The 16,332-nt window shown below is 37.1% G+C and carries 17 protein-coding genes and 1 other RNA gene; 12 read left to right on the top strand and 6 right to left on the bottom strand.

What is annotated here, in order from left to right; genetic code table 11:
• The first annotated feature begins 38 nt into the window (after positions 1-38).
• The 3 genes from rnr to ssrA all read left to right on the top strand — a co-directional run bounded on the left by rnr (position 39) and on the right by ssrA (position 3,392).
• Positions 39-2,330, top strand: coding sequence for a ribonuclease R (rnr, locus tag J2S17_RS25845; RefSeq protein ID WP_370875129.1), 2,292 nt, complete (start codon positions 39-41; stop codon positions 2,328-2,330).
• Between the two features lie 114 nt (positions 2,331-2,444).
• The gene (smpB, locus tag J2S17_RS25840) at positions 2,445-2,933 is read left to right on the top strand and encodes an SsrA-binding protein SmpB (RefSeq protein WP_307479518.1); all 489 of its coding nucleotides are present in this window, start codon (positions 2,445-2,447) and stop codon (positions 2,931-2,933) included.
• A 99-nt stretch (positions 2,934-3,032) separates the two neighbouring features.
• Positions 3,033-3,392: a transfer-messenger RNA gene (gene ssrA / locus J2S17_RS25835) on the top strand.
• Between the two features lie 160 nt (positions 3,393-3,552).
• On the opposite strand, the gene J2S17_RS25830 is transcribed toward ssrA, so the two are convergent.
• From J2S17_RS25830 to J2S17_RS25820, 3 genes are all read right to left on the bottom strand, one after another.
• A complete protein-coding gene (locus tag J2S17_RS25830; RefSeq protein WP_307479515.1) occupies positions 3,553-3,765 on the bottom strand; it encodes a DUF6366 family protein in 213 nt (70 codons plus the stop codon).
• Positions 3,766-4,607: 842 nt separating this feature from the next.
• The gene (locus tag J2S17_RS25825) at positions 4,608-4,763 is read right to left on the bottom strand and encodes a hypothetical protein (protein WP_307479513.1); all 156 of its coding nucleotides are present in this window, start codon (positions 4,761-4,763) and stop codon (positions 4,608-4,610) included.
• A gap of 18 nt (positions 4,764-4,781) precedes the next feature.
• Positions 4,782-5,402 (bottom strand): TVP38/TMEM64 family protein, encoded by a 621-nt coding sequence (locus J2S17_RS25820; RefSeq protein WP_307479510.1) that lies wholly within the window; start codon positions 5,400-5,402, stop codon positions 4,782-4,784.
• Positions 5,403-5,558: 156 nt separating this feature from the next.
• Between J2S17_RS25820 and J2S17_RS25815 the strand changes: the two genes are divergently transcribed.
• The 8 genes from J2S17_RS25815 to J2S17_RS25780 all read left to right on the top strand — a co-directional run bounded on the left by J2S17_RS25815 (position 5,559) and on the right by J2S17_RS25780 (position 12,955).
• Positions 5,559-6,008 (top strand): MarR family winged helix-turn-helix transcriptional regulator, encoded by a 450-nt coding sequence (locus J2S17_RS25815; RefSeq protein WP_307479507.1) that lies wholly within the window; start codon positions 5,559-5,561, stop codon positions 6,006-6,008.
• Between the two features lie 244 nt (positions 6,009-6,252).
• Entirely contained in the window at positions 6,253-7,635 is a 1,383-nt protein-coding gene (locus tag J2S17_RS25810; protein WP_307479503.1) for an FAD-dependent oxidoreductase, read from the top strand.
• A gap of 73 nt (positions 7,636-7,708) precedes the next feature.
• Positions 7,709-7,915 carry a hypothetical protein gene (locus tag J2S17_RS25805; RefSeq protein WP_307479500.1) on the top strand — a complete coding sequence of 69 codons (207 nt, stop codon included), beginning with the start codon at positions 7,709-7,711 and terminating at the stop codon, positions 7,913-7,915.
• Positions 7,916-8,155: 240 nt separating this feature from the next.
• A complete protein-coding gene (locus J2S17_RS25800; RefSeq protein ID WP_307479498.1) occupies positions 8,156-9,685 on the top strand; it encodes a multicopper oxidase family protein in 1,530 nt (509 codons plus the stop codon).
• Between the two features lie 645 nt (positions 9,686-10,330).
• A complete protein-coding gene (locus tag J2S17_RS25795) occupies positions 10,331-10,675 on the top strand; it encodes an ArsR/SmtB family transcription factor (RefSeq protein ID WP_307479496.1) in 345 nt (114 codons plus the stop codon).
• Between the two features lie 15 nt (positions 10,676-10,690).
• Entirely contained in the window at positions 10,691-11,989 is a 1,299-nt protein-coding gene (locus J2S17_RS25790) for an arsenic transporter (protein WP_307479493.1), read from the top strand.
• Between the two features lie 26 nt (positions 11,990-12,015).
• On the top strand, positions 12,016-12,435 hold the full coding sequence (gene arsC / locus J2S17_RS25785; protein WP_307479491.1) for an arsenate reductase (thioredoxin): 420 nt from the start codon (positions 12,016-12,018) through the stop codon (positions 12,433-12,435).
• A gap of 289 nt (positions 12,436-12,724) precedes the next feature.
• Entirely contained in the window at positions 12,725-12,955 is a 231-nt protein-coding gene (locus J2S17_RS25780) for a hypothetical protein (RefSeq protein WP_307479488.1), read from the top strand.
• Positions 12,956-13,035: 80 nt separating this feature from the next.
• Here the strand turns inward: J2S17_RS25780 and J2S17_RS25775 are convergent, their stop codons facing one another.
• Both J2S17_RS25775 and J2S17_RS25770 read right to left on the bottom strand, forming a co-directional pair.
• Positions 13,036-13,662 (bottom strand): DedA family protein, encoded by a 627-nt coding sequence (locus J2S17_RS25775; protein ID WP_307479485.1) that lies wholly within the window; start codon positions 13,660-13,662, stop codon positions 13,036-13,038.
• A gap of 259 nt (positions 13,663-13,921) precedes the next feature.
• Complete coding sequence (locus J2S17_RS25770; protein WP_307479482.1) at positions 13,922-14,902, bottom strand: peptidoglycan-binding domain-containing protein; 981 nt, start codon at positions 14,900-14,902, stop codon at positions 13,922-13,924.
• A gap of 283 nt (positions 14,903-15,185) precedes the next feature.
• Between J2S17_RS25770 and J2S17_RS25765 the strand changes: the two genes are divergently transcribed.
• Entirely contained in the window at positions 15,186-15,638 is a 453-nt protein-coding gene (locus J2S17_RS25765; protein ID WP_307479555.1) for a GNAT family N-acetyltransferase, read from the top strand.
• A gap of 128 nt (positions 15,639-15,766) precedes the next feature.
• Here the strand turns inward: J2S17_RS25765 and J2S17_RS25760 are convergent, their stop codons facing one another.
• Positions 15,767-16,192, bottom strand: coding sequence for an organic hydroperoxide resistance protein (locus J2S17_RS25760; protein WP_307479478.1), 426 nt, complete (start codon positions 16,190-16,192; stop codon positions 15,767-15,769).
• Positions 16,193-16,332 lie beyond the last annotated feature (140 nt).

The raw sequence follows: 16,332 nt of genomic DNA, 5'->3' as shown, positions 1-16,332 counted from the left end.
ACCACACAAAAGAGCTTATTGATAAGTTATTAAATTATATGAAATCCGAGGCATATAAACCATTAACGGTACAGGAAATGGAAGAGGCTTTCGGGATTGAGGACTCATCATCATTCAAAGACTTCGTTAAAGCATTAGTTGTAATGGAGGAAAGAGGTCTTGTTGTCCGAACGCGGAGTAATCGCTACGGTCTCCCGGAAAAAATGAATCTCATCCGTGGAAAACTTTCTGGCCATGCCAAGGGGTTTGCATTTGTGATTCCTGACGAACCTGGAATGGATGATATTTTTATCCCGCCTAATGAAACAAATAATGCCATGCATGGCGATATCGTACTTGCACGTGTGTCTGCGGAAGCATCTGGTCAACGCCGAGAAGGCACAGTTATACGCATTCTTGAGCGTGGTGTACAGCAAATGGTTGGTACATATACGGAAAGCAAGCATTTCGGTTTTGTCATTCCGGATGATAAAAAGTTTGCCAGCGATATTTTTATCCCAAAAGCTTCATCAAAAGGAGCGGTGGAAGGACATAAAGTCGTTGTTAAATTAACAACCTATCCTGAAGGTAGAAAAAGCGCTGAGGGAGAAGTCATTGAGATCCTGGGTCACAAAAATGATCCAGGCGTCGATATTCTTTCCATTATCCATAAGCATGGATTGCCGATGGAATTCCCGAGTGATGTTTTGGAACAAGCTGAGCAAACACCTGAAACAATCGATGAAAGCGAGCTTGAAAATCGCCGTGATTTGAGAAATGAAACCATCGTTACCATTGATGGAGCAGATGCAAAGGACTTAGATGATGCTGTTACTGTCACAAAGTTGGATAATGGCAACTATAAACTAGGAGTCCATATTGCTGATGTTACTTACTATGTACAGGAAAATTCAGCAATTGATGCTGAGGCATCTGACCGGGCAACAAGCGTATATTTAGTTGATCGAGTCATTCCGATGATTCCACATAGGTTATCAAATGGTATTTGTTCCTTAAATCCGAAAGTCGATCGTTTGACACTTTCATGTGACATGGAAATTACCTCTGATGGTGAAGTCGTGAAACATGAGATTTTCCAAAGTGTGATTAAAACGACCGAACGAATGACCTATTCTGATGTAAACAAGATTCTTGAAGATAAAGATGAAGAATTAATACAGCGTTACGAACCGTTAGTGCCGATGTTTCAATTAATGGAAGAGCTGGCGGCTGTCTTGCGGAAAAAACGGATGCACCGCGGAGCCATCGATTTCGACTTTAAGGAAGCAAAAGTATTAGTCGATACAGATGGTACACCTAAAGATGTTGTCATCCGCGAGCGATCAGTTGCTGAAAAACTAATTGAAGAGTTCATGTTGGCGGCAAATGAAACGGTAGCTGAACATTTCCATTGGATGGATGTACCATTCATTTATCGTATTCATGAAGATCCTAAAGAAGATAAGCTGAGAAGGTTCTTTGAATTTATCACAAACTTCGGCTATATCGTTAAAGGATCTGCTAATTCTGTACATCCTCGTGCCCTGCAAGACATCATTGAGGAAGTCCAAGGTACACCTGAGGAAATGGTGATTTCGACGGTAATGCTTCGTTCGATGCAGCAAGCGAAATATGATCCAGAAAGCTTAGGTCACTTTGGTTTGTCGACTGAGTTTTATACTCATTTCACCTCACCAATTCGTCGTTATCCTGACTTGATTGTTCATCGATTAATCCGCACATACTTAATCGAAGGAAAGCTAAATGAAGCGACGAAGGAAAAATGGAATAGTATCCTTCCCGATATTGCAGATCATTCATCTAATATGGAGCGTCGTGCAGTTGATGCGGAGCGTGAAACAGATGAGCTGAAAAAAGCCGAATATATGGTAGACAAGATTGGTCAGGAGTATGATGGCATTATCAGCTCGGTAACGAATTTCGGTATGTTTGTCGAGCTGCCTAACACAATTGAAGGACTCATACATGTCAGCTATATGACTGATGATTATTATCGTTATGAAGAACGCCAGCTTGCCATGATTGGAGAACGAACCGGTAATGTATTCCGCATTGGTGATGAAATCACCGTTCGAGTTCTCAATGTCAATAAAGATGAACGTTCGATTGACTTTGAAATTGTCGGCATGAAAGGCACGCCTCGTCGCGAAAATACTGGCAGGCCAAAGGTTTTCAAAACCGGCAGTACTGATAAGAAACCGCGTAAAGGCAAAGCAGAGCAAGACGGCGGTAGGGGAAGTAAACCAGGCGAAGGCAAGAAGAAGCCCAAAAAGAACAAGAAGTTCTATGAAAATGCGCCAAAAGCTAAGCGAAAAAAGAAGAAGAAATAAGGAAAATCAAAGAGAGCCAATGATAAGAGAAATCGGCTCTCTTTCTCTTATCAATGTATTTTGCTACAATAGAAAAAATGGAACATTGCTGTGAAAGGGCAAGGGGGAAACAACATGCCAAAAGGTGCTGGAAAGGTCGTTGCACAAAATAAGAAGGCCTACCATGACTATACGATAGAAGAAACATATGAAGCGGGAATTGTTTTGCAAGGAACAGAAATTAAATCGATTCGTAACGGGAAAGTCAATCTTAAGGATTCTTACGCCAGAATGATAAATGGTGAATTATTTTTAATAGGTATGCACGTAAGTCCTTATGAACAAGGAAATCGATATAACCATGATCCATTACGGACAAGAAAATTGCTTCTCCATAGAAAAGAAATCAACAAATTGATTGGCGAAACTAAAGAATCAGGCTATGCGTTAGTCCCATTAAAGCTTTACATGAAAAATGGTTATGCAAAGGTTTTAGTTGGTCTTGCAAGGGGTAAAAAGAAATATGACAAGCGTGAAGACCTGAAGAAGAAGGAAGCCAAGCGCGAAGTCGAACGAGCTTTCCGTGAAAGACAAAAAAATGTAAATCCAAAAGCTTACAATTGAATTTCAAAGAAAATATGCTATAATAATAAATGTCACATCAAATCGTGACACAATCTACTGCTCATCTATTCGAGCATTCCGAGTCAACATTCTTATAATGGGGACGCTACGGATTCGACAGGGATAGTTCGAGCTTAGGTTGCGAGTCGAGGGGATCGACCTCGTTAAAACGTCAACGCCTATAACTGGCAAACAACAAAACAACTTCGCTTTAGCTGCCTAATAGGCCTATAGCGGTTCCTCCCTCCATTGCCCACGTGGTAGGGTAAGGGACTCAACGATAGTGGGCTACGCCGGATTCCACCGTCTGAGGATGAAGGAAGAGAACAACCAGACTAGCTGCCCGGACGCCTGTCGATAGGCAGAAGGACCAGCGAAGCGCGAATATGTCGACTACACTCGTAGAAGCTTAAGTGCCGATGTTTCTGGACGAGGGTTCGACTCCCTCCGTCTCCACCAAATACATATTTGGTGGTTTTTTGTTTTTCTGTGAGTATAAATTGTCTTCATGGGTCAATTTATGGTTAAGTAAATCGCCTATTCTTAATTTTTTTTGATTTTCTATCGAGAAATATTAATGTATTTAAGCCCTCTTTAGTCAAAAAGCTTAAGTAAAATCTTAAAAAAATAGATTATATAGAACATAACCAACTATTAAAACAACAATTAATATTCCTGTACCTTTCCAACCCATACCACCTGATAAATCAGGTAAATTCCCATTACTTCCTCTATTTAATGCATCGTGTAGAGAACCAGTGGGGTTATTTTTTAATTCACTTTGTCTTAATCGTTCTCTTTTTTCTTCAGGCGTTTCATGGTGATTATTCAAACTAAGCACCCCCTGCAAATAAGTTTATGTCTTAAATATTCTATAATTTATCGCCTATACCTTCTTTTCACTAAACTCCCCCTTTAGTCAAAAAAAAAAAGCTGCCACAGCACTAATTCTTTAACACAAACCCCCGTTAGTTAAAGTGTCATTTATTCACAAGCAGCTTTAGTTCTTATATAACTCTATTCAGAATCCTGAAGATCTATGTTTTTAAGTATTTCTATGAATGAATTGACGCTATAAGCATTCCTACTCCACTGATCCAAAGACTAGAAGTTAGAGAAAAGGTAATTGCAATAATTCCACCTGTAATGGCTCCGATCGGGTAACCACATTTGAAAAAATGCCCATTCGACCTTGTAAATCATCCCGGTCAATTCCATACCATAGTGAAAATGAAAGTATATTCCAAGTGAAAATTCCAAATCAAAATAATCGTTTATGACATAAGAAAAAGCATTTCCTCATAATGAAGTAAATGCCCCGTTCTTATCATAGGGTTAACACATCTTTTTTATTGCCTAACGAATCCTCTTTTGTAGAGTGTAATGGCAATACCTTTGATTTTCAATTTCAATATCTCCTACAAAATTAAAGCCGCACTTTTGAATCACTCTGTTTGAACTTACATTTTCCGAAAGAGCAATCGTAAATAATTCTTTCAAATATTCAGCCCCTAGTTTCAACTTATTGATATATATTCTTTATAGAAAGAATAACTCCTTCTAATGTTAAACTGTCCTTTAGCTGCAGCCCAAAAAAGGGCGTTCCTTCAAAAAGAAGAAACGCCACCGTTAGCTAGAAATTATTTTAATATCGGATTCCGAGCTCATCCGCCATTACATCCCGTGGTCATTATCACTTGGGAATTTATATGGTTTGTCATTTTTATTATTATCTCTTAATGAATAACTTACAACAGCCGACAATATTAGCAATCCGCTAATACCAACAAGTAAATTCCATCCGAAGTTTGCAAAAATCCAGTTTGCCATTTGTTCGGCTATATCCTTTTATTTCCAATACCTTTTCACCAAAAAAGAAACGATAAAAATAGATACTAGGACTAAGATAATTTTACCCTGCCAATTCCAATTTAATATCTGGTATATGGAATATGCTTCAATGAAAAGTGCTGGTATTTTTCCAATAGTACTAGCAATTGAAAAATTTATTATACCTACTTTACTCCCTGCACTTACTAAAGTGACTACTCCTGACGGTATGTATGGGAATATCCTTAGTGCAACAATAAGCAAAAAAGCTTCAGAACCACGAGCTTCCAATAATCGATCAAGATATTTATTTTTCACCTTTATTATATTTTTTTTCCTTAGCTTATCTATTCCTTTACGATATAGGTAAAAACTAAATATGGCACCAAGGGCTTCACCTATAATAGATATAAATAGCCCATTTTCGAAGCCAAAAAAACTTATATTAGCTGCTGTTATAAAAAAACTTGGTAAAATACCAATAATACTTATAATTATATTTAATAGGATACTTATCCAAATCGCATATATACCACTTGTGTCAAACCAGTTAAGAATTTGAATTTCCATGCACTTCACCAATTTTTCCATTAATATTAAAACTGTTTTTCTGTTATAAAAAATTTCTGTATTTCCCAATAGAGTGAGCTGCTTGGGCTTCTCCTAATTTATATAAGAGGCCACCTAAATTATATCTTTTAGTCGAAGCAGAATAAAGAAATAATTAGCACTTCTAGGATAAATACTTGCATTTTGCAATTTATTGGTGTATAAATAAAGTGAGGAGTGAAAATTATGGAAAATATTCGTGAAGTATTTCAAGTTATGACTAGACGCTTTGGTTTCTTAAATAAGAATTGCTGTACTGTTGGAGGTCAGGATATTTCTCTTATCCATAGTCATATTCTCTATGAAATTGATAAACAGCATAATCCATCAATGCAGCAGATTGCTGAAACTTTGGGAACGGACATCACTACATTTAGTCGTCAAGTACAATCATTGGTTAAAATGAATTTAGTTAAAAAATCTCCACTTCCGGAAGACAAAAGAATTTCTGTACTATCGTTAACAACAGAAGGTAAATTCATTGCAGCTGCCATTGATGAACAAATGAATGTATACTTAAAAGACGTTTTTGCAAACATGAATGAGTTTGAAAGAGAAACAGTTGTTAGATCGATTAATTTGTTAAATGATGCAATGGCAAAGACGAGTTATTGCTGCACAACCCCAATGAGGTAATTGCCTCATAAATAAAAGTTGCATTATGCAAATATATTCTTCTGGTTAATACTTGTAATATACAAATTAAATTCAAAGAGGATGGAATGATAAAGCGGTCGAAATTGCTGTTGAACTGGCAAAAGTATTTTCTAAACGGATCAACCAAAAGATATTTGGGAAAGATCTGCACCCTGGCCTGATGCTAATTATATTTTAAGAAAGTCAGTTAATAACTAAAAATATGAGAAAGAAGGAATAGATAATGACAAATTCAAAAAACTTACTAAGTAACGTTCAAGGGTGTTGCTCTCCAAGCCCGCAAGCTATTACAAAGTCCCGAGATAATCAAAGCAAAAACTTACCTATTGTTGTAATTGGAGCAGGGCCTGTTGGCTTAGCTGCTGCAGCGCATTTGGCAGAACGTGGTCAATCATTTCTATTGCTGGAAGCAGGAGGGAAAGTGGGTGCAAACATATTATCGTGGGGACATATTCGCTTGTTTTCACCATGGCGTTATAACATCGATAAAGCTGCAATGAGCTTGCTAGCTCAAACTGACTGGAAACACCCTGATTTAGAGAAATTACCAACAGGAAATGAAATCGTTGAACAATATTTAGAACCGTTATCAAAGTTACCTGCGATTAATCTAAATATCCATTTAAACACCAAAGTATTATCTATAGGTAAAAAAGATATCGATAAAATGAAAACATTAAATCGCGAAAAAGCTCCCTTCATCATTCATACAGAAACTAAAGGAGAATATAAGACTTATGAAGCCAGGGCAGTAATTGATGCAACCGGTACATGGGGAAGTCCTAATCCAGCAGTTTCTAGCGGTGTTTGGCTAAAAGAGGAGAAGGCGCTTCATAATCAAATCTTTTATGGGATACCCAATATACTGGGAAAAGAAAAAAGTCGTTATGCAGGAAAGCGGGTTGCCGTTGTTGGAGGAGGCCATTCAGCTATTAACTCCTTATTAGATTTGGCAAAATTAAAAGAATCTTATCCAGAAACAAATATTCTATGGATTATGAGAAGACAGAACGTCGAGGCTGCATACGGTGGTGAGGAAAAGGATGCCCTTGAAGCGAGAGGAGCATTAGGAACTAAAATTCACAAGCTTGTGGATGATCAAATAATAAAAGTATTCACTCCGTTTTTCATCCAGCAAGTAAAAAAATCCAATAAAGGAAGTGCATTGATTGGTATCCAGAATGGAAAAGAAATGACCTTAGAAGAAATAGATGAAGTGATTGTCAACACAGGCAGCCGACCTGATTTATTAATGGTTAGCGAAGTAAGAACTTCCATTGATACATCAACAGAAAGTGTTCATGAACTAGCTCCACTTATTGATCCCAATCTTCATAGCTGTGGAACAGTAAGACCCCATGGTGAAAAAGAACTGCGTCAGCCAGAAAAGGGTTTTTATATTGTTGGTGCAAAAAGTTATGGTAGAGCCCCAACATTTCTAATGGCAACAGGGTACGAACAAGTTAGATCAGTTGTGGCTTATCTGACTGGAGATAAAGCTGCCTCAAAAAAGGTTGAGCTTGATTTACCTGAAACCGGTGTTTGCAGTGTGAATGTAAACACAAAAACGTCATGCTGTGATGATACAGCATCTTCTTGTAGTTAAATTTAGTTTAAGGGAAGCCTATTGCTTACCTTAATGAAAAACAAACAGCCATCCAGTAAGGGGGAAGAACGGTATGACCATTAACCGTGCAGGTACACTTGGGGTAAATTACTTTATTTCATATATGAAATTAATCATGAACTCATTTGGATGCACTGTGGAAGCTGCAAGAGATTTTACCTTTCTGCGATTATTTCAAATGCAACAAGATAGCATGGGTGTAGAGACGTATCAACAATTCTTGATAGCTTTTAGGGAACTAAAAGATTCAAATTCATAATTAGGAAGTTTTATTAAAAAGCGAGATTCATATTGACCGTTTCTTATAAGAAATCAAGCAAAACAGAATATACAAAGAAAAAATGTGGTGGCGTATTGCTCTCTTTTGTTTCTATTAATTTGCTCGCACATTTGTGCTATTTCAACACAAATTCAATTTGAAATTGTCATATAGGGCTTGTACTATTTATAACCTTTAGTAAGAAGGTAATTATAATTAGCGATAATAAGGAGCGGAAAAATGATTCTTTCTAAATTTGTAGATGAACTTCCCATTCCCCCTATTTTAAAACCAAGATGGAAAGATAAGGTTCATACTTATTATGAAGTGAATATGACGGAATTTAAGCAATCGCTTCATAGTGAGTTAAATGAAACAACTGTATGGGGCTATGAAGGCAACTATCCAGGACCAACTATTGAAGTAGAAAGTGGAGAAAAAGTGCTTATTAAATGGATCAACAACCTTCCTGAAAACCATATTTTACCGATAGACTATACGGTTCACGGTGCCCATGTGGATGTACCGGAAGTACGAACGGTGGTACATGTGCATGGCGCTAGTGTCGAATCGGAAAGCGATGGCTACCCAGAAGCTTGGTTTACCAAAGGATTCAAACAAGTAGGCCCATTTTTTAAAAAGGAAGTATATCAATATGATAATAATCAGCAATCTGTTACTCAATGGTATCATGACCATGCACTTGGGATTACCAGACTCAATGTATATGCGGGACTTGCAGGTTTTTATCTCATAAGAGATAAACAGGAACGTTTATTGAATTTACCTTGTGGTGACTACGAGATCCCTCTTATGATCCAAGATAGATCATTTCATAAAAACGGCGCACTTTATTATCCAAACCAGCCAGATAAACCGATTAAAGGATTAGAAACATCGATTGTTCCTGAATTTTTTGGGGAAACCATCCTTGTAAATGGCAAGGTATGGCCCCATTTAGATGTAGAACCACGAAAATATCGATTCCGGATTCTAAATGGATCAAACACCCGTTTTTATAGGATCAAGCTTGATTCAGAGCAACTCATTTATCAAATTGGGACGGATAGCGGATTAATGGAATATCCCATAGGAATCAAAAAAATCACACTTGCCCCAGCTGAAAGAGCAGATGTCATCATTGACTTTAGTAATCTTGAGGGAAAGAATATTATCATGAAAAATGACGCCCCTGCTCCCTTTCCAGACGGAGATCCCGCAAATGCGGTAGGTATAGTGATGGAATTCAGAATCTCTCTTCCTCTTACAAGTATTGATACGAGTGTAATACCGGCTTATATGGTACCTTTTCCGAAAATCAATGAACAGTTAGCTTCAAAAATCCGATACCTTACCTTAAATGATAATATGGATAAGTACGGTCGTGAATTCATGTTATTGGATAATAAACAGTGGGATGCCCCCATAACAGAAAATCCTAAATTGGGATCAACTGAAGTATGGTGTCTTATTAACTTAACAACGGATACACACCCAATTCACGTTCACTTAATTGATTTCCAAGTAATAGACCGAAGACCTTTTGATGTCGATAAGTATAATAAGGAAGGGGTCATACATTATAATGGCCCGGCAATCCCCTCAGAACCACAAGAACAAGGAGGGAAAGATACTGTAAGGGCTAATCCGCAACAGGTAACGCGAATTATCATGAATTTTGGACCTTATACAGGCAGGTATGTATGGCATTGTCACATATTGGAGCATGAGGATTATGAAATGATGAGACCGTATATAGTTATTCCATAATGGCAGGTAATAGTTCCTTTATTTAATTGAAAATAGAAATGCCGACTAAAAACTCCTGAAATGAAATGAATCTCAGGGGTTCTTTTTGTTTTATGAGCTTGCTACTTGCCATGTTCTTTTACTAAAGAAGCGATTTAGTGAAACTAGTAAGAGAATTTTTGATAATGGTATAATTTGTAAGATGCTAATAAGAGAGCGATAAACATTTGAATGATTAAGGAGGATCAATATAAATAGGATCGAATATTAAATTCAGAATATTAAAAATATTATCTTCATGGTGATACTGGTGTACATAATTTTGTCTATAAGAACAATAAGATACAAGGTATTATTGATCCTTCTTCACTTATTGGTCCCAAAACTTATGATTTTACTTGTTTTTATTATTAAAATTACTTATCAAATGACAAGCATAGAGTTAGGATTAAAAGCACAATTACTCAATTATATCGAGAAAAAAATATTTGCATTCAATATATAAGTGTATTATTATATAAGCGGATGGTTATATGAGTGTTTGCTTATATTCTGTTCACACGTGAATAAAATCGCAATTAACTATCAACAATGTTTAATGAATAATCTTAAGTTCTATTCATAAGAATATAATTATATGTTTATTTAAAATAATGGAGGTGCTTCATGAAGGTTTCAACTGTAGACATTGAAAAGACTGCAATGCTTCTAAAATTATTAGGTGATAAAACTAGATTAACGATGGTGAAAATTTTAGATTCCCATGACTGCTGTGTTTGTGAATTTGTGGAGATATTTAAGATGAGTCAACCCGCTATTAGTCAGCATGTTCGCAAATTAAAAAATGTTGGAATTGTAGGTGAGACTAGGAGAGGTCAATGGGTCATTTATTCACTTAATAAGCAAAGTGAGTATTATCCACTAATCCAAGACCTGCTGGAGCATCTTCCAAATCAGGATGATAAGTTACAAGAATTAGAAGAGCAGGGATTGCGGATCTCATGTGAGTAATAGGGGGTTTATACAGTGACATCAGTCATCTTGGCATCAGTGATTTTTTTAATCACACTTATTTTAGTGATAGGGCAGCCTAAAGGATTATCTATCGGCTGGTCAGCATGTGGTGGAGCAATTTTAGCTTTAATTGTTGGGGTCGTCGATTTTAATGATGTGATAGATGTAACATCTATCGTATGGAATGCAACATTAACCTTTATTGCAATCATAATCATCTCATTAATCCTAGATGAAATAGGTTTTTTTGAGTGGTCTGCCTTACATATGGCAAGGGCCGCAAAAGGTAATGGAGTAAGAATGTTTGTATATGTAAGTTTACTTGGTGCGCTTGTTGCTGCTTTCTTCGCAAATGATGGTGCAGCACTGATACTTACACCCATTGTATTAGCAATGGTGAGGAATCTTAATTTTAATGAAAAAATGGTATTTCCTTTTATTATGGCAAGTGGATTTATAGCTGATACCGCTTCACTGCCATTGGTTGTGAGTAACTTAGTTAACATCGTATCTGCTGACTTTTTTGGTATTGGCTTTGTAGAATTTGCTTCCAGGATGATTATCCCTAACTTTTTCTCAGTAGCAGCAAGTATTTTAGTTCTGTTCGTATTTTTTAGAAAAAGTATACCGAAAAATTATGATATGTCCCAACTGAAAGCTCCAAAAGAAGCTATAAAAGATAAGAAAATGTTCAAGCTGTCTTGGGCAGTATTGGCAATCCTTCTTATAGGTTATTTTACAGGTGAATTCGTCGGGCTTCCGGTATCAATTATTGCCAGTATTATAGCGATTTTCTTCTTGATTATGGCAAAGAGAAGTGCGGCTGTTAACACAGGATCGGTTATTAAAGGGGCGCCATGGAATATCGTCTTTTTCTCTGTAGGAATGTACGTGGTCGTCTATGGCTTGCGAAATGTAGGTTTAACTAATCTCTTAAGTGATGTTATTCAAGTAGCAGCTGATCAAGGGCTATTCGTAGCAACTATAGCTATGGGCTTCATCGCTGCCATCCTGTCATCTGTTATGAATAATATGCCTACTGTCATGATTGATGCATTGGCAATCGCAGATACAAATACAACAGGTGTAGTTAGAGAAGCTTTGATCTATGCCAACGTGATAGGATCAGATTTAGGTCCTAAGATTACACCGATTGGTTCTTTGGCCACTCTATTATGGCTACATGTATTATCTCTAAAAGGTGTAAAAATTTCATGGGGAACTTATTTTAAAACAGGACTAATTTTAACTATTCCAACACTATTTATTACTTTAGTTGGTTTATATATATGGTTATTAATCATCCATTAAATTTGCAATTAAAGGAGAAATAAATGATGTCTAAAAAAACAATTTACTTTTTATGTACAGGTAATTCATGCAGAAGCCAAATGGCTGAAGGCTGGGCAAAGCAACACCTAGGTGATGAATGGAATGTGTACAGTGCAGGAATAGAAGCACATGGACTAAATCCAAATGCTGTTAAAGCAATGCAAGAGGCAGATATTGATATTTCAAATCAAACATCAGATATCATTGACCCTGAAATATTAAACAATGCTGATTTAGTTGTTACATTATGTGGAGATGCGGCTGATAAATGTCCTATGACACCTCCGCATGTAAAGCGTGAACATTGGGGCTTTGATGACCCAGCAAAGGCCGAGGGAACAGAAGAGGAGAAATGGGCTTTCTTCCAGCGTGTTAGAGATGAAATTGGTGAACGAATCAAAAGCTTTGCTGAAGCTAGCAAATAAAAAACTTGTCCGACGATATCTTGTAGGACTAATGGAGATAGAAAGCGTTATAATTCTTTTGCAAAAAGTGTCAGTTCACTGAAGATGATAGGATTTATAAAAGAAACACCATCCTTTCTCGTAAATTTCTTACGATGAGCATAGTGTTTTTTTATTTTTGAAGGTATTGTTTAAATGGCCATGGGTTGAATCTTTTGGTCATTCCATACTCAAGGAATGGCAACAAACTTAGTTTAAGATTTTTTATACCTCAAACAATCTTTTAATCTAATAATATACCAATTCATAATTGTCTTTAAAAAAGAAAATAAACCTGTTAGGCAGTAATGTAGTAATAAAAGATTTAACAAAGAAAAATGAAATTTGGATTGATTTTGAATTTATGAAAGCGGTGTATTACATTGCTAGCATAGAGTTTTTATTGATTTTGGTATTGTTAGTGACTGTAGTAAGCTTTTTGTTTTTCTTCATGCTATTAAAGGTTTATCTTAAATCTGGCGAAGGTGAAAACAGAGGCTAGGATATTATTAATAGTCGATTGAGCTTAATGGAAGGCAGATAGTTTGAAGCCTTTTCTTAAAATCGATTGTAAAGTTGCTTTTAGCCGTATTTCTTTAACACACAATAAAGAAGAGGAATCAACAGCGGCAGGAACGAGATTATAGTGAGTGACAATAGTAAGTGATCTTCAACCCAGTGAATATTCCCTAAGACCAACCCCATGCTCAACCAAAAAAACACCCAAATTACAGCACCAAAGCTATTGTATTTTAAAAATGATAAGTAAGGATATTTCATAATTCCACTTACAAACGGTACAGTTGTGCGCATTAATGGTATAAATCTTGCCATGATGATAGAGAGATGCCCATTCTGCTCGACAAAACTTTGCGCGTTGTGCACCTGAGTATCCGATAACCATGTTACATGATGTTTTTGACGGTTTATGCGCTTAACAAGGGTGCCAATCGAAAAGTTTTGACTATCACCCATAACGGTTGCAAAGAAAAATAAAAAGATTAAAAATGCAAGTTGCAATTTACCCATAGCTGCTAAGGCTCCGCTTGCAAATACGATGGAATCACCTGGAATAAAGGTGAGAACTACAAAGGCAGTCTTTAAATAGATAAACAGGAATAAAAGGACATAAATAAGCAATCCGTACGAATATAAAAAGTCAGATAAATGATCATCGAATTCAGAAATGAACTGAATTATGTCAAACATGGTATGCCTGCAATGATAATGAGTTTTATAGCTGGAATTAAAGCAATTAAATCGGCTATTTTCATCTTCATTCTCCTCTATATCTCTTTGGCCGCAATGAAATAAAAAATATCTGAGTTAGTCTATTCATTTAGGCTTTCTTATGTTTGCTTAATGCATAATAGAATACAAATCTAAAACCGCCCGTTTTATTGAAACGGACGGCATGGTTTCTAACGTATAGTTTTCTCTTCAGCTAATGGTTAACCCGGTATTTTATTTATCTTCCTTTAATTGGCTTCTTTCCTGGTTGCTTAACAGGTTCTTTTACAGGTTCTTTAATTGGTTCTGTTTTTCCAGGTTCCTTCACAGGCTCTTTAGCGGGTTCTTTTACAGGTTCTTTAGCAGGCTCCTTGATTGGTTCCTTACCTGGTTGTTCACCTTTACCGTTGCCAGCACCTTCGCCATTGCCAGCACCTTCACCATTGCCGACGCCTTCGCCATTGCCAGCACCTTCGCCATTGCCAGCACCTTCACCATTGCCGACGCCTTCGCCATTGCCAGCACCTTCGCCATTGCCAGCACCTTCACCAGTGCCGGCGCCTTCGCCATTGCCAGCACCTTCACCATTGCCAGCACCTTCACCAGTGCCGGCACCTTCGCCATTGCCAGCACCTTCACCATTGCCAGCACCTTTACCGTTGCCAGCACCCTCGCCATTGCCAGCACCTTCGCCATTGCCAGCACCTTCGCCATTGCCAGCACCTTCGCCATTGCCAGCGCCTTCGCCATTACCAGCACCTTCGCCATTACCAGCGCCTTCACCATTACCAGCGCCTTCACCATTACCAGCGCCTTCACCGTTTCCGGCGCCTTCACCGTTTCCGGCACCTTCACCATTACCAGCTCCGCCTCCTGATCCTTTGCCTCCTGGAGCTGAAGGGAACTTTTCATTGGAATAAGTATACATGATTGATTCAAACGTATTTTCATCTACTGCTCCTGTTGGGCTTAACCCATGCTGTTTCTGAAAATACTTCACACCTCGAACAGTGGCTTGATTGTAGTGTCCGTTAATTTTACCCTCATAACTGCCAATTGATTTCAACATTCCTTGAATGACGAATACGTCTGGCCCATTTGCACCTTTGCCAACTGCTAACCCTTTTGGTGCCATAGATAAAACGAGTATAAAGGCTAATAATACCCCTGCGAATCTTCTTACTGTAATGCTTCTTTTCTTAATATCCCTAGACTGCATATTACACCATCCTTTGTTTAATTTTGACAAGCTTAATATTCCCAAGTTTTTTTCACTTACATATTGGTATATATTTCAAAATGTGATTAATATCGTATGGTTTGGTAAGGGTGGACTTCTTAAATAACCAGATAATTACTTGCACTATATAAAGAAATTGAATAATCAAGAGTGTTATAGTAAATTTAATTTAATAGTTTATCCAGTAATTGGAATGACTGATTGGAGCATTTATCTAAAAGGAAGGTGGTTAAGAGAAATGATGTGTGATATAGAAGAGAACATGAAAAACCCTAGTTTAATCATTTGTCCCTACGAAGCTTCCTATGCAAATGAAACAGTCTTCATGTGGCGTACGAGCAAGGAAAAAGCGATTGGGCAAAAAGAAATTCACTCCTTTGAAAGTCATATTTATTTCTTGAATCATATTTTACCTGAAAATCACAAAATATTTTTAGCTCTGGAGAATGACAAGGTAGTGGGTATGATTGCGTTCAACATGAATGAAATCAGCCAGCTTTATATCCATATTGACTATCAAGGGAGAGGAGTTGGACAGGATTTATTGAATTTCTGTAAACGAAATTCGAGAGGAAGGTTAAAATTACGTACGTTTGAAGTAAATAAAGCAGCACAGGGTTTTTATAAAAAAAATGGATTTGTAGAGATTGGCCGTGGACATGGAAATGAAGAGAATTTACCTGATATCGAATATGAGTGGTGTTCAAAAGAATGAGGGGAGTCATCACCAATGCCTGGCTTCGACTTAGTTTTAAAGAGTTATTTTATAATAACAAAAGAAGCAAACTAATGAATCTAGTTTGCTTCATATTCTTTTAAATCCATTTTTAGCATCTCAAAGATTTATTCAGCAATCACTTCTAATTCCACTTCAATATTCCCGCGAACAGCTTTTGAATAAGGACACATTTCATGTGCTTTATGAACCAGATTCTCCAGTTTGTCTTTATCTGTGCCTGAAGCCTTTACTTCTAGTTTTACTTGTAAGCTATAGTCATGATTTTCACCCATCAATAAGCTGACATGACCGGTTACTTGAGATTCAATCGGTGTTTTTTCTATTCTAGAAACACTTTGCAGTGCACTATCGAAACAAGCCGCATAGCCGGCTGCAAATAATTGTTCTGGGTTAGATGCTTCTGGTATTTCTTTAGCCCTTTGAGTCCCTGGCATAGCTATGACAACATTAAATTTTCCATCCTCAGAAACCGCAGTTCCTTCGCGACCTCCATTTACTGTGACTGAAGTCGTAAATAGTTTTTTTGTCATGGTAACACTCCCTTTGATTTAAGGTACCCTTTGTAATATTGAGGGCTTATTTAATATATAGCCTATTTTGAAGATAATACACACATTCTATTAAATAATTTATAAAGGAAAGTAAAAAAGACAGCTCTGCATCAAGCAGG

It is taken from the genome of Cytobacillus purgationiresistens, assembly GCF_030813235.1.
GTDB classification, from domain to species: domain Bacteria; phylum Bacillota; class Bacilli; order Bacillales; family Cytobacillaceae; genus Cytobacillus; species Cytobacillus purgationiresistens.
The sequence above is the reverse complement of the archived record's forward strand: the minus strand, read 5'-3'. Positions and strand labels throughout refer to the sequence as shown.